The following is a 24,338-nucleotide window of genomic DNA, read 5'->3' on the forward strand; positions in this document are numbered from 1 at the left end:
TCACAATGCGTTATGTTGTTTATGCCTCCATGCATTGTTAAAATTATAACATGTAAAAACAAATGTGCAGGAGGATATTTTATGACAGGCAAAGAACGCATATACAGCACCATGAGGCATGAGCGAGGCATAGACAAGGTGGCGTGGGTGCCGTTTGCGGGCATACATGCGGGCAAATTGACGGGTTATACTCCCACCGATATATTGACCGATGAGGATAAATTATACGAGTCGCTGGTAAAGGTAAACGAAACCTATAAGCCGGACGGCCAGCCGATAATGTTCGACCTTCAGATAGAGGCCGAGATATTGGGCTGCGAGCTGATGTGGGCAGAGAAGGCACCGCCGTCGGTCAAGACGCATCCTTTGGAGTCAAACGACGATATACCGGATTATATCCCGAAAGAACATGACGGCAGGATACCGGTAGCGTTAAATACATTAAAAAGGCTTAAAGACGGCGCAATAGGCCAAAATACGGCGCTATATGGCCTGATATGCGGGCCTTTCACGTTGGCGTCGCACTTGAGAGGCAACGATATATTCATGGATATGATAGACAAGCCCGAATATGTAAAGGCTCTGCTGGCATATACCGTCGACGTGGCCGAGGCCATGGCCGGCTACTACATCGATGCCGGTGCGGACGTGGTGGCGGTGGTCGACCCGCTGGTATCGCAGATATCGCCGATGCATTTCGCAGAGTTCTTAACCGACGGATTTAACCGGATATTCTCATATATAAGGCAGAGGGGGACTTTTTCATCCTTCTTCGTATGCGGCAACGCCACCAGGAACATAGAGGAGATGTGCAAGACGCAGCCGGACTGCATATCCATAGATGAGAACATAGATATGCCCGAAGCCAAGAAGATAACCGACCGGTATAATATAGTCATAGGCGGCAATATACCGCTCACATCGGTTATGCTGTATGGCTCGCAGTACGATAACATGAAATATGTCATCGGCCTGTTGGACGCGATGGACCACCACAACCTTATAATATCGCCGGGATGCGATATGCCCTATGACGTGCCGCCGGAGAATGTCGTGGGCGTACGCCAGGCAATAGATGATACGCAGGCTGTAAGGGAGATAGTGAAGAGTTATAAGGCAGGCGTGCAACAAGAGGATATAGACGTGCAGTTGCCCGATTACGATAAACTCGACAAGCCGCTTATAGAGGTGTTCACGATCGATTCGGCTACCTGCGCAGCATGCGGTTATATGGTCGACGCCGTAAAGGTGGCGAAGCAGCATTTCGGCGATAGGATAGACTTTATCGAATATAAGGCTGTTAACAGAGAAAATATATACAGGATACAGAAGATGGGCATAAAGAATCTGCCGTGCATATTCATAAACGGGGAATTGAAGTATTCGTCCATCATACCCGACAGAAAAGAGCTGTTCGAAGAGATAGAAAGGTATCTGGTCAAGGATGAGCAAAGAGCATAGCAAGAAAGTCTATCTAATAACAGGATTTTTGGGTGCCGGCAAGACTACGCTGATAAAAAACATCATAGAGGCGCATCCCGATATAAAAATAGGCGTCATAGTCAACGAATTCGGCAAGGTCGGCGTGGATGGCAGCGTCATAGGCAAGGATGGCATGGCAGTGCATGAGATAACCAACGGCTCCATATTCTGCTCGTGCCTTCAGGCTACGTTTGCGCAAAGCCTGATCGAGTTTTCGGGCTTGCCCATAGACATACTTCTCATAGAAGGGTCGGGCATGGCCGATCCTTCCAATGTCGACGCCATACTCGAGAGCATAAAGGATAAAACGCATGCGCCGCTGAGCTATAAAGGCGACATATGCGTGGTGGACGCGGCCAATATAGATAAGCTTGTACGGGTATCCCAGCCGGCTGAGAAGCAAATAAAATATGCCGATTATATAATAATCAACAAAGCGGATAAAGTGGATGAGCATAAAATAGAGGTCATAAAACGGCTTATGGCAGAGCTCAATCCGTACGCGGCCATAGAAGTGACCAGTTTTTCAAGCGTCAACGGCGATATACTCGACAAGATACAGGCATTCGACAAAGAAGGCGCTGAGCTAAAACAAAGCTGTAATACGCCCTCCAACAGGCCGACCGTAATCTATATGAAATCCCAAAACAGCGTTGAAGAAGGGGCGTTCAAGCGGTTTATGAATTCCATAATAGGCGACGCCTTCAGAGTAAAAGGCTTTTTCAAATTAAACGGTGACTGGAAACACATAGACGGCACAACCGACGAATTCACTATAAAGCCGATAAACGTAGAAAGAGAAATATCCGAGTTAGTCATATTTCCTAAAGCGGATGAGCACTCGGTGCAAAATATAAAGCAGAAATGCGAGGAATTCCTGCACGCCGCTATAAAGTAGAAAATCATGCAAAATGCTAGACATGCCGCCGATATAGTATTAAAATAGAAGCAACAGCGTTTACAAAACTGCCTGAATGAACATTCAGGCAGTTTAAAATATAAAGATATAAGGAGAATGGTGGCATGGAAGAAAGGATAATATACATCGACGGGCAATTCTACCCCAAATCCGAGGCAAAAGTCTCGGTATTCGATCACGGATTTTTATACGGCGACGGCGTATTCGAAGGCATAAGGGCCTATGACGGCCGCGTATTCCGCTGCGAAGACCATATAAACAGGCTCTATGAGGGCGCCAAAGCCATAGACCTTGAGATACCGATGAGCAAAGAAGAGATGACCGAGGCCATGCTGGAGACTATACGCCGCAACGGTTTGAGAGACAGCTACATACGCCTGGTGGTATCGCGGGGCATGGGTGACCTCGGGCTCAGCCCTGACAAATGCCCGAAACCCACCGTGGTCATCATAGCCGATACCATAGCTATATATCCGCCTGAGATGTACGAAAACGGGCTTGTGGCCATAACGGCGTCGGTGCGCAGAAACAGCGCATCATCGCTCGACCCGCAGATAAAATCCCTCAATTACTTAAACAACATACTGGCCAAGATAGAGGCCAATCGCGTCGGCGCGGCCGAGGCCATATTGCTCAATCAGAACGGCCTGGTAGCCGAATGTACGGGCGACAATGTATTTATAATCAAAGACGGCGTTATCATGACGCCTCCGATATATGTCGGCGCATTGAACGGCATAACCCGCCGCGTGGTGATAAGCGTCATAAAGCAGCTTGGGCTTCCATTCGAGGAAAAAGAATTCACGCTTTACAACCTCTACAATGCCGACGAATGCTTCTTTACCGGTACGGCGGCCGAGGCTATAGCGGTGACCATGGTGGATGGGCGTACCATAGGCAGCGGTAAATGCGGCCCGATAACGGCCAAGCTGCTGGAAGAATTCCGCAAGGTCACACGAGACCCGTCGCAGGGCAAAGAAATATATTAATAAGAGGTTATATTATGAGAAGCGATAATGTGAAAAAAGGTGTTGAGAAGGCCCCGCACCGCTCGTTGTTCTATGCGCTCGGATTTACTAAGGAGGAGCTGGATCGCCCGCTGATAGGCGTCGTGAATGCAAAAAGCGAGATAATACCAGGTCATAAGCACCTCGGCATCATAGCCGACGCCGTCAAAGCAGGCATACGCATGGCGGGAGGCACGCCGATAGAGGTGCCTGCAATAGGGGTATGCGACGGCATATCCATGAACCATGAGGGCATGAAATATTCCCTGGCCAGCCGCGAGCTGATAGCCGATTCGGTCGAAACGCTGGCCATGGCCCACGGCTTCGACGGTTTGGTGCTGATACCAAATTGCGATAAGATAGTGCCGGGCATGCTGATGGCCGCCGCCAGGCTGGACATACCGGCTATAGTGATGAGCGGCGGACCCATGCTGGCGGGCCGCCTCGGCGACAGGGCATTGGATTTGAGCAGCCTTTTCGAAGCGGTGGGGGCCATAAAAGCCGGTACTATAGACGAGCGGGAGCTGGAGGAATTGGAACAGTATGCCTGCCCCGGCTGCGGTTCATGCTCGGGCATGTATACGGCCAACTCCATGAATTGCCTGTCCGAGGCCATAGGCATGGCTTTGCCCGGCAACGGCACCATACCGGCCGTATACGCAGAGAGGGAGCGCCTGGCCAAATATGCCGGCATGAAGATAATGGAGCTGGTGGAAAGGAATATAACGCCGAGCATCATCATGACCATGGAGGCCTTTGAAAATGCCCTGGCGGTGGACATGGCACTGGGCTGCTCCACCAATTCGGCATTGCACCTGCCCGCTATAGCTCATGAGCTCGGTATGGACTTAAACCTTGACATAATAAATGAAATAAGCTCGCGAGTGCCCAACCTGTGCCATCTTAGCCCGGCTGGCCATCATCACATAGAGGATTTGTATGCGGCCGGCGGCGTGCCGGCAGTGATGAAGGAGCTGACCAAGAAGGGCCTGCTGCATACCGATGCCATGACGGTATCCGGTACATTGAGCGATGTCATAGCCTGCGCCGAGGTCAAAGACTACGATGTGATACGCCCCATAGACGACCCGTACAGCGCCACTGGCGGCATAAAGGTGCTGCGCGGCAATATAGCGCCCGACGGTGCGGTGGTGAAGCAGTCAGCCGTGGCACCCGAGATGCTGGTGCATACCGGCCCGGCGCGCGTATTCGATTCCGAGGATGAGGCTATAGCGGCCATATATGATAAAAAAATACAAAAAGGCGACGTAATAATAATACGCTACGAAGGCCCAAAAGGCGGTCCCGGCATGCGCGAGATGTTATCCCCTACATCGGCGGTGGCCGGCATGGGATTGGATAAGGACGTGGCGCTTATTACCGATGGGCGTTTCTCAGGCGCCACGCGCGGAGCATCGATAGGCCATGTATCGCCCGAAGCGGCCGAAGGCGGTCCAATAGCCGCCATACGCGAAGGCGATATAATAGACATAGATATACCGAATGGTAAGATAAATGCCCGCCTGAGCGATGACGAGATAAAGGGCAGGCTGTCAGAGTGGCATGCCCCAGAGCCGCGCATAAAGAAGGGGTATCTGGCCCGCTACGCCAAGCTGGTTACATCCGGCGACAAAGGCGCGGTGCTCAGCGACTGAGGTGGCTTATGGAATTGATACTTATACGCCACGGACAATGCAGGACCGACGACGGTAGCGCTTACTGCGGCTGGACCGATGCGCCGCTGACCGATGAAGGCGTGCGCCAGGCTTATGCCTTGGCCAAAAAGCTGGCCCAGCGCAGGCTGACCGCCGTATACTGCAGCCCGCTCAAGCGCGCTAAAGATACGGCTGCGCCTATAGCATCGGTGCAGGGGCTGGTGCCCATAGAAGAAGAAGGATTGAAGGAGCTCAATTTCGGTATGTGGGAGAGCAAAAACTGGAGGCAGATAGAACGGGAGTATCCCGAGGAATGGCTGCAGTGGAGCCGCGACTGGAAGGACTTCGTCATACCGGGGGGTGAGAGCGCCCGGCAGATGTACGACAGGACCGCGCATAAGCTGGACGAGATACTGGAATGCTATAGAGATGACAAAGATGCGCAGATAGCCGTAGTCACCCATCAAGGCTGTATAAGGGCTATGGCGTGCCATGTATTGGGGCTCGGGCTGGACGCTTACTGGCGCTTTAAGATGGGACCGGGCGGCATGGCGGTCATAGAGATAAACGAGGGCCGATTCGGTATTTTGAGCCACTGGGAATAAAGAAGGGGTAATTATAATGAGCAAAGAAGAGACCATTGCGAAGCTGTGGGATATTGCAGTGAATACCACTGCCGCCATGGTCCTGTCCGTTCTTAGCGGCCGCTCGGCGAAGAAATTAAAGAATGGCCGGGATTACAGATGGTACATCGACGAAGAAGCCGCTGAGGCCTTGCGTTATGTATTGGATGCGTTGGAAGGCAGAGCAGTTATCGATGATCCGGCTTATATAGAGCACCATATCGAAATGCTCGATGAGCGCATGGAAACGCTGTCGGCTTATATAGTGGAGACCATGTCTGCCGATGAGGTAATAGGGTTATACTATAATGAAAGGATGGCGCGGGATATCGATTTACCGGTGAGCGCTCATCGCCTGTTAAACGAGATGGCGTTCTATATTATGGGAGATGACGACCAAGATCAGGATGCCATTGAAGATGACGATATTGAAGGAAGGATACAGGATGTATTGCCCCTGGTGCCCATGCCGTGGAATAAGCAGCGGTTTTACGAATATGTCAGAGATGCATTAAAATGGCAGTTCGATTACATGGATAAAGAGCAGATAGACGAGGCCATACAGAGATTGAAAGAGGCGTTTACCGGGCGCTTGGAGCCCAATTACGGTGTCTTTTTCACTGAAATAGCCAGAGAAATAGATGAGCTGCAGCAATTAAAACCTTTGAAACTCAGCGATCAGGAGATAATAGATGCCGCAAACAGGGTATCGGCGCTTATAAATGAGTTGCAAGACAGGATGAACTTTTACGTATTGACGAGAGAGGGATTGCGCGTGCTCAAGAATGCGCGCAAAGCCCATATAGAATTATCTTCCACATGGGGTGAGGTCGCTGGCTTAGTGGATAAATTGCTGCAATTGACGCCGGGCACCGTTGACTCGGAATACGTGGATCAGCTCGAAGACAGGATAACGAGCATGGTGTCTGAAGCTATAACAGATTTACCGATCGATGAGTCGTATTATGAAGAGGAATTAAAAGACCTTCTGGAAGGGATAGAAGACGTACCGGAAGACATAACATCGCAACTGAACGATATTATGCCGCAACCGGTCAAATATGCCGCGATGGTAGATTGGGACGAATTATGGTCGGAAGAGCCGGCTGATGAAGAATATGCAGAGGCTAAAATACAGGAGTTCATCGACTTTATGGACAAGGCCATGGTCGATATGCCGTCGATGTACAGGCGGGCGCGCATGAAAGCCGTTATGCAGGCGCTGCCTTTGAATTTCGATGAACCTGAGGAGGTTATCGATTACCTGCATGAGGCGCTGGAATTCATGCCATCGGACGGTGTATTGCGCTTTATAGAATCCAGATTCCATGATATGATCGATTCACAGCAGGATGACGATGAGGGTGACGAAGAGTGAAATCTTTTATAATAGACCGTTTTGAAGGACGGTGGGCGGTTATAGAATACGGCGACGACGTATTCAACCTCCCAAAAGAGGTGTTGCCCGAAGGCTCAAAAGAAGGCGATGTTTTGGACATAGACATAAAAGTGGATGAAGAGGCCACGCGTGCGCGCAAGCAGCGCATACAGCGCATGGCTGATCAGCTTTTCGAGGAAGGGTAGCATGCGCTGGGATAAGACCAACGTAAAAAAAGCCGTTTATATAATAATAGGGGCATTTATATACGCCATAGGCATAAATGCCTTTTTAGTGCCCCAGCGATTTTTGACAGGGGGCTTCGCCGGTATAGCTATGCTGCTTTATTATCTGGTCAAATGGCCGGTGGGCGTCACTGTATTCATAATGAATATACCTCTATTCGCACTGTCGTTTAAGTATATAAGCGGCAGATTTGTCATATTCAGCCTTATAGGTATGATAGCCTTATCCGCTTGCCTGTCGCTGACCGAGGGATGGGCTATGCATCTGGAAGACCCTCTCCTGGCATCGATATTCGGCGGCGCCATAGCGGGGCTGGGCACAGGCATAGTGCTGCGCCAACGCGGCTCGCTGGGCGGTACCGACATCATATCGGTGCTCATAAACAAATACTTCTCATTCGATATAGGTACCATCACCGCCATACTGAACGGCATCATACTGGTGGCGGCCCTCATAGCCTCCGACATAACGGTAGTGCTGTATTCGGCTGCATCCATATTCGTTTCATCGCAGTTTATAGACGGCGTGCAGGCCGGTTTAAACAGGCGCAAGACCGCCTTCATAGTCACCGACCACCCGGACGAAATAGCCGCGCGCATAATAGAGAAGATGCACCGCGGCGTCACATTTCTGCACGGGGAGGGCGCATATACCCACCAACAAAAGAAGATCATATACTGCGATGTGACCACTATGGAGGTGGCGCGCCTGAAGGAAATAGTCAAAAAGATAGACGACCAGGCCTTCATGACCATAATGGATGCCAGAGAGGTGCTGGGGCAAGGCTTCAGCCTGGAGGATTCGTTTTAAGGAAGGAGATATCTATGGGCAATATATACGGATTTATAGGGTTTATGCTGCAAGCGTTCTTTAAGCGCAGCGAGAAACTGTATACGTGGTTTTATAAGCAAGCCGTGAAACACCATACCACAAATGCCTACGCCCTATTATCATACGGCATTATAAAGCTCAATGAAGGCGATTATCAGACAGCCGATGAGCTTTTCAAACAGGTCTTAAAGAAGAAAAAGCTCAATTGGACCATAGACAAAATAGCCCGTGTGGACCGCGCGCTCACACAGTGGAAGCTCGGCAATCTGGACAGGGCCATAGAAATACTGGAGGCGGTATGCCAGGAATACGAGCGGGCCGATAGCTTTGCTACACTGGCATATTTTTATATATTGAAGGGCGACTATGAAAAGGCTGCACTGTATAATGAAAAGGCGCTGGAGGAAGAAGAGGATCACCCGCCGGCGCTGGATAATTACGGCCAGATGTATTACAGGCAGGGCGATTACGAGAAGGCCAAAGAATACTTCCAAAAAGCATTGGACAAGAAACCGAATCTGCCCGATTCGCTGTACTATATGGGCTGCATAGCCGCGGAGCAGGGCCGGCGCGACGAGGCTTTGGAGTACCTTAACAAGGCTTTGCAGTCCCCTATACGCCCTCTCAATACCGTAACCCGCCAACAGATAGAGGATAAGCTCAAAGAACTGAGCGAAGGAGAGTAGGGCCTATGGAGGCATCCGAATTCCAATTGGGCGATATCGTGCAGATGAAGAAACCCCATCCATGTGGCGGCAATGAATGGGAGATAACCAGGGTAGGGGTGGACTTCAAAATAAAGTGCTTGAAATGCGGCCGCACGGTCATGCTGCCGCGTTGGGAATTTGAGAAAAAGACAAAGAAAAAGCTCGGGCATAAAGAGGAGGAGAGCGATGGGTAGGACAATACTGAAGGGCGGCCGTATATTCACCGGTCGGGCATTTGTGGAAGGCGGAGCGGTGTTGATAGACGGCGGTCGCATAAAAGCCGTATACGACCGCAGCGACCAATGCGAGACCAGGCCGGGTGACGATGTGAGGGATATAGACGGCATGATAGCCGCGCCGGGGTTTGTGGATATACACATACACGGGGCCATGGGCTGCGACGCTATGGACGGCACATATGATGCCATAGACACCATAGCGCGTGCCATAGCCTCGAGGGGCACCACGTCGTTTCTCGTTACCACAATGACGGCATCGATAGACGATACGTACAATGCGATAGTGGCGGCGGGGCGTGCCATGAAGAGGGGCACATCCGGCGCTCAGGTTCTGGGCGTGCATATGGAAGGCCCGTTTATAAACGCCGATCACAAGGGAGCCCAGATGGAATCGCTCATACTTCCTCCGTCGATGGATGCCTATCGTTCCATGACGGGGGAATACGGGCATATTGTAAAGCGCGTAACGTTGGCGCCTGAAGTGGAAGGGGCTCTCGAGATAAGCCGTTATCTGCATAAGAACGGCATACTGGTATCGGCGGGGCATACCGGCGCGTCATACGACGAGATGCGGCGGGCATATGACGCGGGGGTAACCCACACCACCCACCTTTTTAACGGCATGAATCCGATCCATCACAGGGAGCCCGGCGCGCCCGGCGCGGCATTGACGCAGGACGGTTGGACGGTGGAGGTAATAGCCGATACGGTGCACCTGCATCCGGCCATACTGAAGATGGCGTGGCTGTGCAAGGGGGCCGACCGATGTGCCCTTGTCACCGATGCTATAGAGGCGACGCTGGTGGGCGACGGCGTGTACGAGCTGGGTGGGCAGAAGGTTATCGTAAAGGGCGGTCAGGCCAGATTGGAGGCCGGGAATCTCGCCGGCAGCACGCTGACGCTGGATAAGGCCGTAAAGAACATTGTGGAGGCGGCCGGCATACCGCTGGCCGATGCGCTCAAGATGGCATCGCTGACGCCGGCCGGGCTCATAGGTGCAGACGGCCGCAAGGGGTGCATAGAACAGGGCTATGACGCCGACATCGTGCTTCTGGATGAGGCCGACCTCTCGGTAAATGGTGCCATGATAGCCGGAAAATGGCACTGATGTAGCGCGGTATGCGGCTAAAGGAGATGATTTTGCGATGGTCCGTGCCTTTATATACGACAAAGGGTCGGGATTAAAGGAAACCGAAAATACCGATGAGATGATAGAGGTTTTCGCCGAACAGCGAAAGATCATGTGGGTGGATATTGACCGCCCCAGCGACGAAGAAGCGCGGATATTGGACGATGGATTTCACTTCCATCCACTGGCTGTAGAGGATTGCTTGCATGACCTTCAGCGGCCTAAGCTGGACAATTATGAAGGTTACTTTTTCGCCGTCATGCACGCTGTCGTGGCGGCTGATAAACGCGTGCGGGTCAGGGCAGGCGAGTTCGACATGTTCGCTTCGCAGCGCTATGTTGTCACATTTCATAAAGACGAGCTTAAATTCGTGAACGCGACGATGGATGTTTACAGGAAAAATCCGGCGCTTTTTGAGAAGGGCACCGACTTTATCGTATATAACCTAATGGACGCGCTTGTCGACGAATATTTCCCGCTGCTCGACGATATCGACGAGCGCTTGAACCGCATAGAGGGGCGCATATTCAAAAAGCCGGATCAGAGCGTGCTCAACGACCTGTTCAAGCTGCGCCGCGGCATCACGCGCATCAGGCGTATGATATCGCCGCAGCGCGATATAGTAAACCTTATGCTGAGGCACGACTTCGAGTACATGAGCGATGAGAGCCGCGCATACTTCATGGATGTGTATGACCATCTCATGCGCCTGTTCGATATGGCCGACCTCTATCACGACATGATATCCACCTCTATGGACGCTTACCTGTCCAGCGTATCCAACAGCATGAACAGTGTCATGAAGGTGCTGACTGTCATCACCACCATCATGATGCCGCTGAGCGTCATCACCGGCATATACGGCATGAATTTCGAATATATGCCCGAACTCAAATGGCGTTACGGCTATCTGTGGGCATGGGGGCTAATGGCCGCGTCGGTGGCAGCCATGGTGATATACATACGCCGCAAGCATTGGTTGTGAGCGCCGCCTCATCCACAAAATGGCCGTTGCAAAAGAGGTACTTATGTGTTAATCTGATATGGAAAATAAAAAATACAGAATTGAGGTGGGTTTCATGCCTGTAAAATTAGGTATAATAGGTTATGGCGGTATGGCCAGGTGGCATCATAAGAACGCATCCAAGATCGACGGCGTCGACGTGATAGCAGCGTATGACATAGATGCCAGGATGGTAAAAGAGGCCGAGGAAAATGGATTGCGCGGCTACCGCGCATTGAATGAATTTCTGGCCGATAAAGATATAAACACCGTGTTGGTGGCCACGCCCAACCATGTGCACAAAGAATTGGCCATAGCGGCCATGGACGCCGGCAAAAACGTTATCGTGGAAAAGCCGGTGGCATTGTCGGTGGCCGAGCTGGATGAGATGATAGCGGCCTCGGAGAAAAATCACGTGCTGTTCACCGTGCATCAGAACAGGCGCTGGGATAGGGATTACCGTATCATGCGCAAGGCTGTCGAGGATGGGCTGCTGGGCGACGTGTACACCATAGAATCCCGGGTGCATGGCTGCGGCGGCACTATGTACGGCTGGCGCGCCTATAAAAAATACGGCGGCGGTATGCTCTATGACTGGGGAGTGCACCTCATCGACCAGATACTTTACATGATGCCTTCTAAGGTGGAGTCGGTATATGCCAGGCTGTTCAGCATAGTCAATCCCGATGTCGACGATTACTTCAAAGTGCTGCTCAATTTCGGCAGCGGCCTGACAGCCCAGATAGAGGTGGGCACCATGTGCCTGGAGTCGCTGCCGCGCTGGTTTGTGTGCGGCAATAGGGGTGCCTTACATATAGACGATTTCGAGGCAAAAAGCGGCAGCATAACCAGCCTGAATAAATTGGCCGACGAGGTGCCGGCGGAGGTAATAGATACGCCGTCGGGGCCCACCCGTCTTTTTGCCCCGCGACCGGAGGATGCTACCGATCATCTTGAGCTGCCCGAGGTAAACGTCTCCTGGACCGAATTCTATGAAAACGTCCGCGATGTTATAGATGGCAAGGCGGAGCTCATAGTCAAACCGTCCGAGGTGCGCTACACTATGTCGGTCATAGAGGCGGCATTTAAATCGCACGAGACAGGCCAAGCGGTCAAGATGAAGTATTGATGGACGCTTTGGAGAGCAGGTTTACAGGATGTTTGATAGGGGCTGCGGTAGGCGATGCCTTCGGCATGCCCCTTGAATTTTTGTCGCATGATGACATAAAGCGCATATACGGCGGTCCGGTGACCGATATGTCGCCTCCCGGTCCGCGTTCCCCGTACCGGCATCTGACAAAAGGCCAATACACCGACGATACGCAGATGATGATGGCGCTGGCCCAGGCCATAATAGAGGCCGGATTCCCCGACCCGTATATCATAGCCGAGAAATTTGTAGAATGGTATCATTCCCCGGGAAATAACAGGGGGCCTGGTGTCGGATGCATGCAGGCCTGTCGAAAATTGTCGCAAGGTGAGTGCTGGGATAGGGCAGGATCGGATAGCGCCGGCAATGGGGCCGCCATGCGCGTCATGCCGGTGGCGCTCATGTACCACGGTGATACGGCTCGCATCATGGAATTTGCGCGCCAGCAGAGCATCATAACGCACAGGGATGAGCGCGCAATAGAAGGCGCTCAGCTCATAGCGCTGGCTGTAGATTACCTTCTCGACGGCAAAGACCCTTCCGACCTTATAACGTATCTTCTGCCCTATGCTGCCATGGGGGAAATAAGACAGCAGCTATTGAAGGTGCGGGCATTGCTCGAGCTCAAAGCCGACAGCGAGGGGGTATTCTCACATATGGCCAGCCTCGGCACGTCGGGCTATATAGTGCATACCATGGGGGCTGCTTTGTATGCCTTCCTGCACAGCCCGTATGACTTCGGGCAGGTTGTCGTCACCGCTGCCAACGCCGGGGACGACGCTGATACAACAGCATGCATAGCCGGAGCATTGGCCGGCGCATGCAACGGATTTGAAGCCATACCGGCATCGTGGGTGGAGGCGTTGGAGGACCATGACTGCATATATGCCATGGCGCAGAGGCTCTACAGCCTTTACATGAATCCTTACAAACCGGTGCCCGATATGCTTGACTACGGCCTCAAAGCGGTATTTGTCGGATTCAATCCCGGGCTCACATCCGCTAAAGAGGGCCACTACTACGCCTACGCAGGCAATCACTTCTGGAAGCTCTTATATGAGGCCGGCATACTGCCCGAACCTTTGAGCGCCAAGGACGACAGGCGCATGTTGGAATTCGGCTACGGCATGATAGACATAGTCAAATACCCCACGCGCTCGGCATCCGAAATCACTGCTCAGCAGTACCAGCAGGGCAGGCAGCGTCTGCTCAGGGCGCTGCAACAATACAGGCCCAGGCTCGTGTGTTACAACGGTAAGACCATATACGCCAGGCTCACCGGCGCTAAAAAAGTGGAGTACGGCTTGCAGCCATACAGCGCGGTGGAGGGCGTTACGGACTTCGTGGCCATATCATCCAGCCCGGCCAATGCGGTGCCTTACGCCGAAAAACTGCAGTGCTATAGGCAATTAGCCGATATAATAAAAAAGATAAATTGATAAATGAGAAAGGGGTACGCTATGCCGAAGATAACATTTATGCCCGATAACGTGACGGTGGATGCGCCGGCGGGCAAAACGCTGCTTGAGATAGCTATGGATAACGGTATAGAGGTGAGGCATGAATGCGGCGGCCATGGCATGTGCACCACGTGCAGATGCATAGTGCAAAAGGGCAGGGAGAACCTGTCAGAAGTCAATGAAAAAGAGAAGGAAAAACTGGGCGCCAAAGTGCTTATGAATTACCGCCTTTCATGCCAGACGGTGGTAAACGGCGACGCTACGGTATTCGTAGCACGTTCTACACGACTGGATTGAGATTCCTGCTTGCCATTTGCCGCATAATATATTATAATAAGAGCATGATAGAGATAAACGCAGCGAAGGGGCATTCCACCCCGGAGCGGCCCGCGACGAGCGGGAACGGCAGGCTCCGTTATGGCCAGAAAGATGGCGGCATATGCCGCTAATACGGGTGGCACCGCGGGAGATAAGCTCTCGCCCCTGATGATTTGTCAGAGGCGGGGGCTTTTTTGATACATTTTTTAATAATGAAAGGATGGTATATATGCTGGATATAAAACTGGTCAGAGAAAACCCGGACTTTGTAAAAGACGCCATAGCCAAGAAGAAAGACAAGGCCGATATAGACCGATTCCTCGAGGTGGACGAAAATAGGCGCCGGCTTTTGGCGCAGGCCGAGGAGATGCGCAGCCGCCGCAACGACGAATCCAGACGCATAGCCGAGATGAAACGCCGCGGCGAGGATGCCTCCGAGCTTATGGCCGATATGAAGGCGCTGTCTGATAAGATAAAGGCGCTGGACGACCAGATACGCGCGCTGGACGACGAACTGGAGGCTATACTGCTGACCATACCCAATATACCCCATCCCAGCGTGCCGGTGGGCGACAGCGAGGATGACAATGCCGAGATACGCCGCTGGGGGCAGCCGCGCGCATTTGCCTTTGAGCCAAAGGCGCACTGGGATATAGGGCAGGACCTAGGCATACTGGACTTCGAGGCGGCGGCCAGGGTATCGGGGGCGCGCTTCACCTTCTACAAAGGTGCAGGGGCCAGGCTGGAGCGCGCGCTGGTAAACCTTATGCTGGATATGCACACCCGCCAGCATGGATACGTGGAGGTATTCCCGCCGTTCCTGGTGCACAGGCGCAGCATGGTAGGCACAGGGCAGCTACCCAAATTCGAAGACGATGCCTTCAAGACCGTCGACCCCGAGTACTTCCTCATACCCACGGCAGAGGTACCGGTCACCAATATGTACCGCGAGCTGATACTGGACGCCAAAGATTTGCCTATAAAGCATGTGGCGTACAGCGCTTGCTTCAGGGCCGAGGCAGGGGCGGCCGGGCGCGATACCCGCGGCCTTATACGCCAGCACCAGTTTAACAAGGTGGAGCTGGTAAAATTCACGTTGCCCGAGGACTCATACGATGAGCTGGAGAAGCTGACGCACGACGCCGAGGAGGTGTTGCAGGCCCTCGAGATACCCTACCGCGTGGTGGCCATATGCACGGCCGATCTCGGCTTCGCCGCAGCCAAAAAATACGATCTCGAGGTGTGGATGCCCAGCTATAACCGGTATGTCGAGATATCCTCGTGCAGCAACTTCGAGGACTTTCAGGCCCGCCGCGCCGGCATAAGGTATCGCCCGGCACCTAAAGAAAAGCCGCGCTATGTCCATACGCTGAACGGTTCGGGCGTGGCCATAGGCCGCACCACCGCCGCCATACTCGAGAACTTCCAAAATGCCGACGGCACCGTCAGCATACCACCAGCCCTCGTGCCATACATGGGCACCGACAAAATATCGGGCATATAGCGGTTGTATAATGCATGTGCAAGGTATATAATAGCGGTGTAGCAAAAAAACGAAAGGGTGGTCTATTGTGCAAAAAGCGGTAGAGATAGTAAACCGGCGCGGCCAGACGCTGCGCGGCATGCTCCATGCGCCCGATGGCGCGAGCGGCAAAGTGCCGATGGTGGCCATATACCACGGCTTCACCGGCAACAAGATGGAGCCGCACTTCATATTCGTGAAGCTCTCGCGTGCATTGGAGAAGAAAGGCATAGCATCGGTGCGCTTCGATTTTGCCGGCAGCGGTGAGAGCGACGGCGACTTCATCGATATGACAGTGTCGGGGGAAATAGACGATGCTCAGGATATACTCGACTATGCCCGCTCGCTGGAATTGGCCGATAAAGAACGCGCCGGCATAGTGGGCCTGAGCCTGGGCGGCGCCATAGCCAGCTCGGTGGCCGGCACGCAGCGCGATAAGGTGAAATCACTGGTGTTGTGGGCCCCGGCAGGGCATGTGTTAAAGAGGATGACCAACGATCCCGATGCCACAAAATCCATGCAGGAGAAGGGCTATTTCGATTTGGGCGGCCTGCTCCTCGGCAAGGGTTTTGTCGACGACGTGGGCAGCGTGGATATATACGCCGACGCCGCATTGTACGACAAAAAGGTGCTAATAGTGCATGGCAGCGGTGATCAGAGCGTGCCGCTTTACATATCGTCTGACGAATACGCCATGGTGTACGGCGACAGGATGGAGCTGCACGTCATAGAAGGCGCCGACCATACATTTAATAAGAAGGAATGGGAAGAGGAAGCGATAGGCGCAACAGTGGAATATTTGGTCAATACTTTGTAATAAACTCACACTATTTTTGTGAAAAATACTGTTGCCAAAAATGCCTGTGCATGGTAAAATGCTTAAGGATAGGCATGGTAGAATATTTTTCTAAAGTGTTATTGACAAGCGTCCCCCATGGTTTATAATAGTATTGTAAAGGGTGTGATTGCCCTAAGCGTCATACGGAGGTATTATTTACCGGTTTGGCGTAGCTGTGAGAGGGGTGATGGTTGTTATGGCAGTACCAGTGAAAGGGGTGATACATAAGGCGAGTGGCTCGAGAAGATGCCTCGGAGGGTAGGGCGGTGATAGCCCGAGGTTATGCCTGCGGCAGCGGGAAATTATCACGTGTACAAACCAATATATCAAACATATCAAAAAAACTTAAAGGTAGAGGAGGACTTGAAACATGAGTAAATCGAAAAAAGCTAAGAGTATAGCGTTATTGCTGGCATTAGCTTTCGTATTTACCAGCCTGTTCGGCGGCATAGGCGCCGTGGCGTTTGCTGCTGATGAGGGCACGAGGATTTACGGCGATAACAGGATTGAGACCGCCGTAGAGATCAGTAAAGAAGGATGGGAAACATCAGATAACGTAGTGCTGGTGTATGGCGGCAAGAACAATGAGCCGCAGTCATTTGCCGACGCATTGGCCGCAGGGCCTTTGGCCAAGAAATTGAACGCTCCTATTCTTCTTACACAAAAGGATGCGCTGCCCGATGTTACCGCGGATGAGATAGACAGGCTTGGAGCAACCAAGGTATACATAGTGGGCGGCGAAGGCGTGGTTTACCCCGCGGTAGCCGACGAAGTTAAAGATATCGACGGCGTAACGACGGTAGAGCGCCTGGCCGGCGCTAACAGATATGAAACGGCTGTAGCGGTGGCTGAGGAAATAGGCGATGCCGACAAGGTCGTAGTGGCCCGCGGCGACGATTATGCCGATGCTTTGGCAGCCGCTGCATCAGTAGAGGTACTGCCCATACTGTTCGCAGGCAAAGCCGGTGCCGGCAGCTTGCAGGCAGCTACCGAGGATGCCCTTGCTGACCTTGGGGTGAAAGATGTCGTCATAGTGGGCGATACCGGTGTCGTATCGAGCGCTATAGAAACCCAAATAGAGGGTATAGTAAGCGGCGACGTCACCCGCATAGGCGAGGCTAACAGATTTGAAACGGCTGTGGCCATAGCCGATTACTTCAAGCCTGCTGACGGTTACAAAGGCGCTGTGTTGGCCACAGGTTATAATTATGCCGATGCTTTGGCGGGCGGACCATATGCTGCCAAGAACAGCTATGCTCTGCTTCTCACCGGTAAAGCAAACAATCCTTTGGATGCCGCTGCGGTGGACTTTATAAAGGCCAATACCGGTATAAAGGCTGATACCATAGTGGCATTGGGCGGACCTACAGTGGTGCTTGATGCGGCTATAGCTGCTGCGGTGGAAGCGGCCACGCCGGAAGAACTGGAAGTGGTGAGCGTAAGTGCTATAAATGCGGCCCAATTACAAGTTAAATTTAATAAAGCAGTGGATAGTTCAACAGTTCTTGATTCTGACGGAACTTTAAAAGCGAATGTATTCACGCTTACTAAGGTTAGTGGAACGGGAAACGTTACTATAGGCGACACTTCTTTGGCCGCATTGAGTGCAGATGGTAAAATTTTAACTATAACAGCGGCGACAGGTGCTTTTAATAACGTTAGTTTTGTTGTAACTGTTCCAGGAAATACAATTGCAGCAACAACTGGAGAGTATATGGCGTCATATACATCTAATGTTATTGCGGCAAGTGATGTTACAGCACCAGCATTGGCGGGTCTAGAGAGATTAAATGCTTCTGCTGTACGTGTCAAATTCTCAGAGCCCTTGTCAAGTGCTGGAAGCTGGACTTTCAAGTTTACTTCTGATGGAACAGCAGCGAGCGTAACTGCTGATACTTCGAATCTAGCAAAAGGCTATGTAGATCTTACAATTGCTGCCGGAGTAACAGCAGGTAAGGAAATTGCTGCAACAGTAGTTGGTGCCGCCGATTATGCTTACAATTTAATAAGCCCGAACCCTGTAACATTTAATTTCACAAAAGGAGAACTAGATGGGGTCAAGCCTACTGTTACCTCAGTTACTCCGTTAAGCTTAGGTTCATTTGAGATTAAATTCTCCGAACAGATACAGGGCTTTGAGGCAACTGATGTACTAATTGATGAAATACCAAGGACCGCGAATGATGCTACCCCTGCTTTAATTGGAACAGAAGCTATCATTACTCAAAGCAGCACAGATATAACGAAGTATACAGTTGAATTTGCACCTGTTGGGGCTGGATTACACACAGTAGGGATAGTGGCAAATGCTGTAACCGATCTGTCTGGAGAACAGAATGATGCTTTCTCGAGAGTTTATGAGTTCAAAGCTGATACAACAGCTCCGAAGTTAGTTAAAACAGAGGTTAAGACTGAAAACGGCGCAGAGTATCTGTATCTGACATTTGATGAAGGGGTTGTTGCGGGGACATTGACATCATTAGCTGCAACACAAGTGAAAGATTATGTTACGACATATGGCACAATTAACCTGAGCGGTCTTACACCAGTAGCAAATACTGGTGACAAGCAGTACAAAGTAGCGTTAAGCGCTGTACAATTTGATCCAGACGGTGCTTTACCATCGGCAGTGATTGCTAAAGGTGCTACTTATACTGTAGCGATAGGCGGAGCATTTGCCGATAAATCAGGCAATCCACTTGGCACAACTTCTATTACCTTTGCTCGTGGAGCTGATACTGACCTAGGCAAGCCTTTGGTTGTTACAACTGTAGATGCTGGAGAACTTGCTCCATATGTGGCGAACAATGGCATTGATGTCATTGACAACGATACTTTCCAAATAACGTTTGATAGAGCGCTCGATGGCGCATCGGCTACTAATAAAGCTAATTATGTAGTTAATGGCGCGTCAGTGGCCTCAGCTACATTGTTACCCAATAATGTTGTTGAAGTTAAGCTTACGGAGGGTACAATTACACTTGATGGCATGCGCAATGTTACTATCAGTGGTGTAAAGAGTAGCGCAGGTGTTTTAATGGACGCTTATACTACTTCTGAGTACTTCAAAGAGAATGTGAAGCCGACAATATCTTCAGCGACATTGATCGCTCCTAATAAGGTAAAGGTAGTATTTACTGAGCCTGTAAAGGTTGCAACAGTAGATCCTAATGACCTAGATGTATATGTCGGCACAACCAAAGAAACTGGTGAGACTGTTGCTGCTGAAGCTACAGCTCCAGGAGAGTATGAGTCAGCTTATATCATTACTTTGGCGGATAATTTGACCGCTGCTGAATATGCACAGACTCTGACAGTTGAATTAGTAAAGGATTCTACGGCTGCGAGTATCATAGTTGATGCTAATGATAACCAAGTGAAAGTCGGAGTGTTTAGCATTGCAAAATAACTAAAAGTATTACAAAAAAGAACCGGTATCTACCGGTTCTTTTTTGTTAGCGATTAGGCGACAAAAGTCGCCATACTGTATAAATAATTATGGCAATAATATAAATGCAAAAGCTATACCATTGCTACGAAAATACAAAGAACAGTCTATTGCTAAAAATAGCCTGGAAATCCCTATACACAAAACTATTTATATCCACGATGATATATTCGAAATAAGCCGACATAAGCCGGCTTAAAGATTATCTTGTCCGGTGACAAGGGGACGGGGTTATTGTCACATTGATCCGATGAAAAAAGCACCTCACATGGGATTTGTCTGTGAGGTGCTTTCCGTTTATAAGCTTGTCATTCTATGCTGTGCTTTGCGCTCTCTAGCAGCCTGTTGCTTTCATCGTACGCCCTTATGGTTACGGTGTCGCCGGGCTTTAGGCCAACCAGGCCGCAATTGTAGGTATCGTTGCCTGTATAATGCAGTTCCATGCCGTTTGCCGTCACCTTGTACACGTCGGACGAGACGGTGACGGTGAGGTTGGTTATGATGGGATCGTATGCGCTCTCAATGGTTATTATACGGTGGTCGGTGATGATGAACGGCATCACGACCTGTTGGGACAGGTGCCTGCCATGGGCGCTGGCTACGCCGGTTGTGGCGTGTATGCTGTATTGGCCGCCGATGGTATACGGTGATACAGGCGTTACCTTCACCGTTGTTTTATCGGCGCTAAGCGCCAATTTTACGTCTATGCGCTTGCCGCTGGCATCGACCACGTATATGGTTTGATCGTTTACGCTGTTTTCATTCAACGGCATATTGAACTTTATGGACCATGTTTTTCTGACATCGGCCGAGGACTTGCGCGGCCATGTCTTGTACTGGGCAGGCGCGGCGGAGGCATATGCCGCCGTTGTCAGCCATAAAGCTGCCGCCAGTACGATTATCGCAATTCTTTTGTTTATATGCATATCTGTCGCCTTCCTTTTTGCTTTTCATTGCCCGCTTATGCCGATATGCAGGTCGGCCAGGCTGTAATACTGCAGCATGGAATTGAGCAGCTTGCTGTCATTGAGCAGCGTATGCAGCGTATATGAGCCGCTGAGGGCATTTTTGGGCACCTCGTTGTACGATGTCTGTCCATCGGCCAGCTTTTTGACTATGGGTGACTGGATGCTGCTGCCGCTGCTGTCCAGAGCATTTATGATTATATCTGCGCCTTTTTGCAGGCCCATGAATCCTGCGTTAAATATTCGCTTGTCGCCCGATATCCTGTAATCGGACAGCGTGCGTTCGGCACCTCCTGCCGTTATCACTACAGAAGACACGGCGTTGCCGGTGGTTACGGTTATATCGGTGATGTAGGCCGTGCCGAATGAGGTGTGGGCAATGTCTATAGTGTATATGTGCTTTGCGGGCACCACGATGTATATGGATGTGGTGGGCATGCTGTCCAGCCATCCTGCCAGCGTGCCGTCGTTTATGGCATCTTCAAGGCTAACGGTGGCAGACGGTGCGTTTCCGGTGATGGTGAAGTTGCCGGCGTTTATATCGGCGTTGGCCACAGCCAGCGCAGTCTTTGGTATTACAAGGCTTATCACCTGGTCCTGCGCTATATCATAGCCTGTCACTGCCGGGAACCTCAGCGTCAGCGTGCGCTTGTCGGCTGACAGTGTGATTATGTCGGAAGGATTGGCCGAAGATAAGGCCGATTGCACCTTTTTCCATTGGTCGGATTGCGACGATGCCGATAGACCTTTTGTTAAAGCGCCGGCCTTTTGTTTATTCGACGCTGTATCCGCCGCCCATGTGTTGTTGGCCAACGTTATGTTTATGGCGGCGCTGCCGGCTGTTATGCCATCCTCCGGCACAGCGGCCGGCGAGATGGACGCGGTCGTCGAAGCGCCTATATTTATGGCCGGCGTGGCGCTTACATTGCTGTTGGCGCCGTTTATGAGCTCCTTGGGTATGGTCAGCGTTACCTGGCCGCTCATATTATATCCCGGCACTGGCGGCAGTTTTATGGTTATCTGGTTGCCTTTCAGCGTTATATTCTTTGGGTTGGTCAGCAGGATTTCCTTTATGGGGGCCCATGCCGCACCGTAAAATCCGTTCAGCAGAGTGTTCAGGTTTGCGCTGTCCGATACGGCGTCGCTTACCCACGATGCGTTGTTGAGCGTTATAATGATGGTCTTACCGCCTTTTTGCACCGTCGGCGCGTCGAATACGCCGGTCAGTACCGTGCCGGACAGCGCAGCGCTGACGGCGTATATTGTGAATGTCGGCGAGGCGGTGATATCGGTATTGGATGTGGTCAGAAGGCTGCTGTCTATGCTAAGCTGCACGCTCATGTCGCTGCTTATGTCGAAATCCGATTTGGCCGGCAGCGTTATGTCTATCGTGGATGAATTGACCAGCCTTACTGTAGCGCCTGCTATGACGCTGTCCCATGCAGATGAGGACGGCGTTTCGGTAAATCCGGACAAGAGCTGCGCGCGCTTTGTCGCATTGCTTTCTATGTCGGGCGCCCATGCGTCGCCTTTCAGGGTCACCCTTATGATCTTGCCGCCGCGCGCTATGTCTATTTCAGATGTTTTGGACAGTATCGTGCCGGATATGGCAGCAGTTTGGCCTGTGACAGCCTTTATAATGAAGGCATCGTGTACGGCGGGTATGGCGGCGTCGGTCAAACCGTCACCCACCGATATGCCGGCAAAGTCTACTGCCATGTCCGACGATATGTTGAATGCGGGCACCGCGGGCAGAGTTACGGTCAGCTTTGTATCGCTGTTGCGGGCGACAGTGCCCTGCGCCTTGACGGCATCTATCACTTCCTGCCATGCGCTCCCGCCGGCAGTGAATTTATCCAGCAGCATCTCGCGCTTGGATCGGCTGGTGGCTATGTCGCCGGCCCATTTTGCATTGGTCAGCGTTAAAATGATGGTCTTGCCGCCTGAGGCTATGGCGCTTTCATCTGCCGATAAGGCGGTGCCGGTGAGGGATAGGGCTTTGTCTGCTGTGATAATAAAGCTCATGGTGTCCAGCCGATAACTGTATTCGAGCAGCGTCGGCAGTATGCTTATATTTACGGTCTGATTGGCGGTTATATTGTAATTTGTCACTGCCGGCAGCGTTATGGTCAACTTTTTATTGCCATCCGATAACGCTAACGCAGCCGGTCCGGCCGCTTTCAGCGCATTGGTTACCTTGACCCATTCGGTTTGTTCGCTTCTTGCGGTTATACTGTCAAACAGCGCGTCCCTTTTGGCTTTGCTGGATGCTATATCACCGGCCCAATGGTTGTCGGTCAGCGCTATGACGAGGGTCCTGCCGCCGGCTTTTATATCGCTTTCAGAGGCAGACAAGGCGGTGCCGCTCAATTGAGCTGTTGTATCGGACGGTGTTATGGTAAATGACGGTTGCGAATCCTTGAGCGTGCCGTCTACTGTTACCAGGCTTGCCAGCGCTGCGGTGTCCAATGTTATGGTTTGCGCGCCGGATATATTGTATTCAGGTACTGCCGGCAGGGTTATAGTCGCTGTTTTGCCATCGCTGGATACATCTAGCGTAGAAGCGGGGTCAGCGGCCTTGAGCGCTGCCTTTACCTTGTCCCATTCCCCGCTTTGGGAAGATGCTGTCAGGCAGTCGAATAATGCCTCGCGGTTTGTCGTGGCATACACGATGTCATGCCATGAGCCGTTATTGAGCGATATTGAAAGCCTCCTGCCGCCACGCACTATATCGGCTTCGCCGGCTGCGGTGGCGGTACCTGATATGAAGGCCTCGGATTCGGCCTTTACTGTTAAAGCGGGCGGGATTGATACGAGGTCGGACGAGTTGGCGAGCAGCGATGATGGTATATTGACCGTTATGGTTTGGTCATACTTTATGTCATAGCCGCTGACCGCCGGCAACGTTATAGTCAGGGCCTGCCCGCTTGCATTGAATGCATCGGGATTATTTCTCAGCGCGTCTTTGATTTTATTCAGCTCTTGACTTTCCGAGCCGGTAGTCATCGCGTTGACCAGTGCGTTGCACTTGGCTGTTTTGGTGCTGCCGCTGTCCAGCGCCCAACTGTTGCTGTCCAACGTTATTGTTATTGTGCTGCCGCCGGTTATGACAGATTCGTTTATGGTATCAGGCGATATGGTGGCCCCGGCTGCATATGTAGATGCGGGAAACAGCGCGAGCACCAGCAAGGCCGCCATCATGGCTGCGCTTAAGCGCATTAGATGGCAGGCATGTGTTTTTTTGAAATGCAATATTATCTGCCCCTTTCTTAATTATGTTTCTTATTATATCATTCGGAAAGGGACGTGCATTTCTTTATGAATCGAAGGCAAAATTTCTATTGTACAGCAATCTAAAATATGGTATTATTGAGGCGACAGGGAAGTATTCATTTTCCATAGAATATGGTATAATAGT

The 24,338-nt window shown here is 51.5% G+C and carries 20 protein-coding genes; 18 read left to right on the forward strand and 2 right to left on the reverse strand.

Annotated elements, in window-relative coordinates; translation table 11 throughout:
• Nucleotides 1–81: 81 nt before the first annotated feature.
• The 18 genes from MAHAU_RS01015 (at nucleotide 82) to MAHAU_RS14790 (ending at nucleotide 19,916) form a co-directional block, all read left to right on the forward strand.
• Complete coding sequence (locus MAHAU_RS01015; protein ID WP_013779862.1) at nucleotides 82–1,461, forward strand: uroporphyrinogen decarboxylase family protein; 1,380 nt, start codon at nucleotides 82–84, stop codon at nucleotides 1,459–1,461.
• Nucleotides 1,445–2,380, forward strand: coding sequence for a CobW family GTP-binding protein (locus MAHAU_RS01020; RefSeq protein ID WP_013779863.1), 936 nt, complete (start codon nucleotides 1,445–1,447; stop codon nucleotides 2,378–2,380). The genes MAHAU_RS01015 and MAHAU_RS01020 overlap by 17 nt, the downstream gene beginning before the upstream one ends.
• 125 nt (nucleotides 2,381–2,505) lie before the next feature.
• Nucleotides 2,506–3,390, forward strand: a complete 885-nt coding sequence (ilvE, locus tag MAHAU_RS01025) for a branched-chain-amino-acid transaminase (RefSeq protein ID WP_013779864.1) — start codon at nucleotides 2,506–2,508, stop codon at nucleotides 3,388–3,390.
• 14 nt (nucleotides 3,391–3,404) lie between these two features.
• Nucleotides 3,405–5,063: a dihydroxy-acid dehydratase gene (gene ilvD, locus MAHAU_RS01030; protein ID WP_013779865.1), complete on the forward strand. Its 1,659-nt coding sequence runs from the start codon at nucleotides 3,405–3,407 to the stop codon at nucleotides 5,061–5,063.
• Between the two features lie 8 nt (nucleotides 5,064–5,071).
• The gene (gene cobC, locus MAHAU_RS01035; protein ID WP_013779866.1) at nucleotides 5,072–5,668 is read left to right on the forward strand and encodes an alpha-ribazole phosphatase; all 597 of its coding nucleotides are present in this window, start codon (nucleotides 5,072–5,074) and stop codon (nucleotides 5,666–5,668) included.
• A gap of 16 nt (nucleotides 5,669–5,684) precedes the next feature.
• Entirely contained in the window at nucleotides 5,685–7,064 is a 1,380-nt protein-coding gene (locus MAHAU_RS01040; RefSeq protein WP_013779867.1) for a hypothetical protein, read from the forward strand.
• The gene (locus tag MAHAU_RS01045; RefSeq protein WP_013779868.1) at nucleotides 7,061–7,270 is read left to right on the forward strand and encodes a DUF3006 domain-containing protein; all 210 of its coding nucleotides are present in this window, start codon (nucleotides 7,061–7,063) and stop codon (nucleotides 7,268–7,270) included. Before MAHAU_RS01040 ends, MAHAU_RS01045 begins: the two co-directional genes overlap by 4 nt.
• A gap of 1 nt (nucleotide 7,271) precedes the next feature.
• Nucleotides 7,272–8,120: a YitT family protein gene (locus MAHAU_RS01050; protein ID WP_013779869.1), complete on the forward strand. Its 849-nt coding sequence runs from the start codon at nucleotides 7,272–7,274 to the stop codon at nucleotides 8,118–8,120.
• 14 nt (nucleotides 8,121–8,134) lie between these two features.
• Nucleotides 8,135–8,827, forward strand: a complete 693-nt coding sequence (locus MAHAU_RS01055; RefSeq protein WP_013779870.1) for a tetratricopeptide repeat protein — start codon at nucleotides 8,135–8,137, stop codon at nucleotides 8,825–8,827.
• 5 nt (nucleotides 8,828–8,832) lie between these two features.
• The gene (locus MAHAU_RS01060; RefSeq protein ID WP_013779871.1) at nucleotides 8,833–9,042 is read left to right on the forward strand and encodes a DUF951 domain-containing protein; all 210 of its coding nucleotides are present in this window, start codon (nucleotides 8,833–8,835) and stop codon (nucleotides 9,040–9,042) included.
• Nucleotides 9,035–10,195 (forward strand): N-acetylglucosamine-6-phosphate deacetylase, encoded by a 1,161-nt coding sequence (gene nagA / locus MAHAU_RS01065; protein ID WP_013779872.1) that lies wholly within the window; start codon nucleotides 9,035–9,037, stop codon nucleotides 10,193–10,195. The genes MAHAU_RS01060 and nagA overlap by 8 nt, the downstream gene beginning before the upstream one ends.
• Nucleotides 10,196–10,232: 37 nt before the next feature.
• On the forward strand, nucleotides 10,233–11,201 hold the full coding sequence (corA, locus tag MAHAU_RS01070) for a magnesium/cobalt transporter CorA (RefSeq protein WP_013779873.1): 969 nt from the start codon (nucleotides 10,233–10,235) through the stop codon (nucleotides 11,199–11,201).
• 94 nt (nucleotides 11,202–11,295) lie between these two features.
• A complete protein-coding gene (locus tag MAHAU_RS01075) occupies nucleotides 11,296–12,348 on the forward strand; it encodes a Gfo/Idh/MocA family protein (protein ID WP_013779874.1) in 1,053 nt (350 codons plus the stop codon).
• Nucleotides 12,348–13,808 carry an ADP-ribosylglycohydrolase family protein gene (locus MAHAU_RS15280; RefSeq protein ID WP_013779875.1) on the forward strand — a complete coding sequence of 487 codons (1,461 nt, stop codon included), beginning with the start codon at nucleotides 12,348–12,350 and terminating at the stop codon, nucleotides 13,806–13,808. Before MAHAU_RS01075 ends, MAHAU_RS15280 begins: the two co-directional genes overlap by 1 nt.
• 21 nt (nucleotides 13,809–13,829) lie before the next feature.
• Nucleotides 13,830–14,126: a 2Fe-2S iron-sulfur cluster-binding protein gene (locus tag MAHAU_RS01085; RefSeq protein WP_013779876.1), complete on the forward strand. Its 297-nt coding sequence runs from the start codon at nucleotides 13,830–13,832 to the stop codon at nucleotides 14,124–14,126.
• A 250-nt stretch (nucleotides 14,127–14,376) separates the two neighbouring features.
• Complete coding sequence (serS, locus tag MAHAU_RS01090) at nucleotides 14,377–15,651, forward strand: serine--tRNA ligase (protein WP_013779877.1); 1,275 nt, start codon at nucleotides 14,377–14,379, stop codon at nucleotides 15,649–15,651.
• A 67-nt stretch (nucleotides 15,652–15,718) separates the two neighbouring features.
• Nucleotides 15,719–16,486: an alpha/beta hydrolase gene (locus tag MAHAU_RS01095; RefSeq protein WP_013779878.1), complete on the forward strand. Its 768-nt coding sequence runs from the start codon at nucleotides 15,719–15,721 to the stop codon at nucleotides 16,484–16,486.
• 391 nt (nucleotides 16,487–16,877) lie between these two features.
• A complete protein-coding gene (locus MAHAU_RS14790; RefSeq protein ID WP_013779879.1) occupies nucleotides 16,878–19,916 on the forward strand; it encodes a cell wall-binding repeat-containing protein in 3,039 nt (1,012 codons plus the stop codon).
• Nucleotides 19,917–20,263: 347 nt separating this feature from the next.
• Here the strand turns inward: MAHAU_RS14790 and MAHAU_RS01105 are convergent, their stop codons facing one another.
• Nucleotides 20,264–20,881 carry an Ig-like domain-containing protein gene (locus MAHAU_RS01105; RefSeq protein ID WP_013779880.1) on the reverse strand — a complete coding sequence of 206 codons (618 nt, stop codon included), beginning with the start codon at nucleotides 20,879–20,881 and terminating at the stop codon, nucleotides 20,264–20,266.
• Between the two features lie 24 nt (nucleotides 20,882–20,905).
• Entirely contained in the window at nucleotides 20,906–24,172 is a 3,267-nt protein-coding gene (locus MAHAU_RS01110; RefSeq protein ID WP_013779881.1) for a hypothetical protein, read from the reverse strand.
• Between the last annotated feature and the right edge of the window lie 166 nt (nucleotides 24,173–24,338).

The sequence above is a fragment of the Mahella australiensis 50-1 BON genome, from assembly GCF_000213255.1.
Taxonomy (GTDB): Bacteria; Bacillota; Clostridia; order Mahellales; family Mahellaceae; genus Mahella; species Mahella australiensis.

Bases quoted from the DNA above. Each gene is read 5' to 3' on its own strand.
- MAHAU_RS01015 (WP_013779862.1), top strand. From the start codon at position 82: ATGACAGGCAAAGAACGCATATACAGCACCATGAGGCATGAGCGAGGC.
- MAHAU_RS01020 (WP_013779863.1), top strand. From the start codon at position 1,445: ATGAGCAAAGAGCATAGCAAGAAAGTCTATCTAATAACAGGATTTTTG.
- ilvE (WP_013779864.1), top strand. From the start codon at position 2,506: ATGGAAGAAAGGATAATATACATCGACGGGCAATTCTACCCCAAATCC.
- ilvD (WP_013779865.1), top strand. From the start codon at position 3,405: ATGAGAAGCGATAATGTGAAAAAAGGTGTTGAGAAGGCCCCGCACCGC.
- cobC (WP_013779866.1), top strand. From the start codon at position 5,072: ATGGAATTGATACTTATACGCCACGGACAATGCAGGACCGACGACGGT.
- MAHAU_RS01040 (WP_013779867.1), top strand. From the start codon at position 5,685: ATGAGCAAAGAAGAGACCATTGCGAAGCTGTGGGATATTGCAGTGAAT.
- MAHAU_RS01050 (WP_013779869.1), top strand. From the start codon at position 7,272: ATGCGCTGGGATAAGACCAACGTAAAAAAAGCCGTTTATATAATAATA.
- MAHAU_RS01055 (WP_013779870.1), top strand. From the start codon at position 8,135: ATGGGCAATATATACGGATTTATAGGGTTTATGCTGCAAGCGTTCTTT.
- MAHAU_RS01060 (WP_013779871.1), top strand. From the start codon at position 8,833: ATGGAGGCATCCGAATTCCAATTGGGCGATATCGTGCAGATGAAGAAA.
- nagA (WP_013779872.1), top strand. From the start codon at position 9,035: ATGGGTAGGACAATACTGAAGGGCGGCCGTATATTCACCGGTCGGGCA.
- corA (WP_013779873.1), top strand. From the start codon at position 10,233: ATGGTCCGTGCCTTTATATACGACAAAGGGTCGGGATTAAAGGAAACC.
- MAHAU_RS01075 (WP_013779874.1), top strand. From the start codon at position 11,296: ATGCCTGTAAAATTAGGTATAATAGGTTATGGCGGTATGGCCAGGTGG.
- MAHAU_RS15280 (WP_013779875.1), top strand. From the start codon at position 12,348: ATGGACGCTTTGGAGAGCAGGTTTACAGGATGTTTGATAGGGGCTGCG.
- MAHAU_RS01085 (WP_013779876.1), top strand. From the start codon at position 13,830: ATGCCGAAGATAACATTTATGCCCGATAACGTGACGGTGGATGCGCCG.
- serS (WP_013779877.1), top strand. From the start codon at position 14,377: ATGCTGGATATAAAACTGGTCAGAGAAAACCCGGACTTTGTAAAAGAC.
- MAHAU_RS14790 (WP_013779879.1), top strand. From the start codon at position 16,878: ATGAGTAAATCGAAAAAAGCTAAGAGTATAGCGTTATTGCTGGCATTA.
- MAHAU_RS01105 (WP_013779880.1), bottom strand. From the start codon at position 20,881: ATGCATATAAACAAAAGAATTGCGATAATCGTACTGGCGGCAGCTTTA.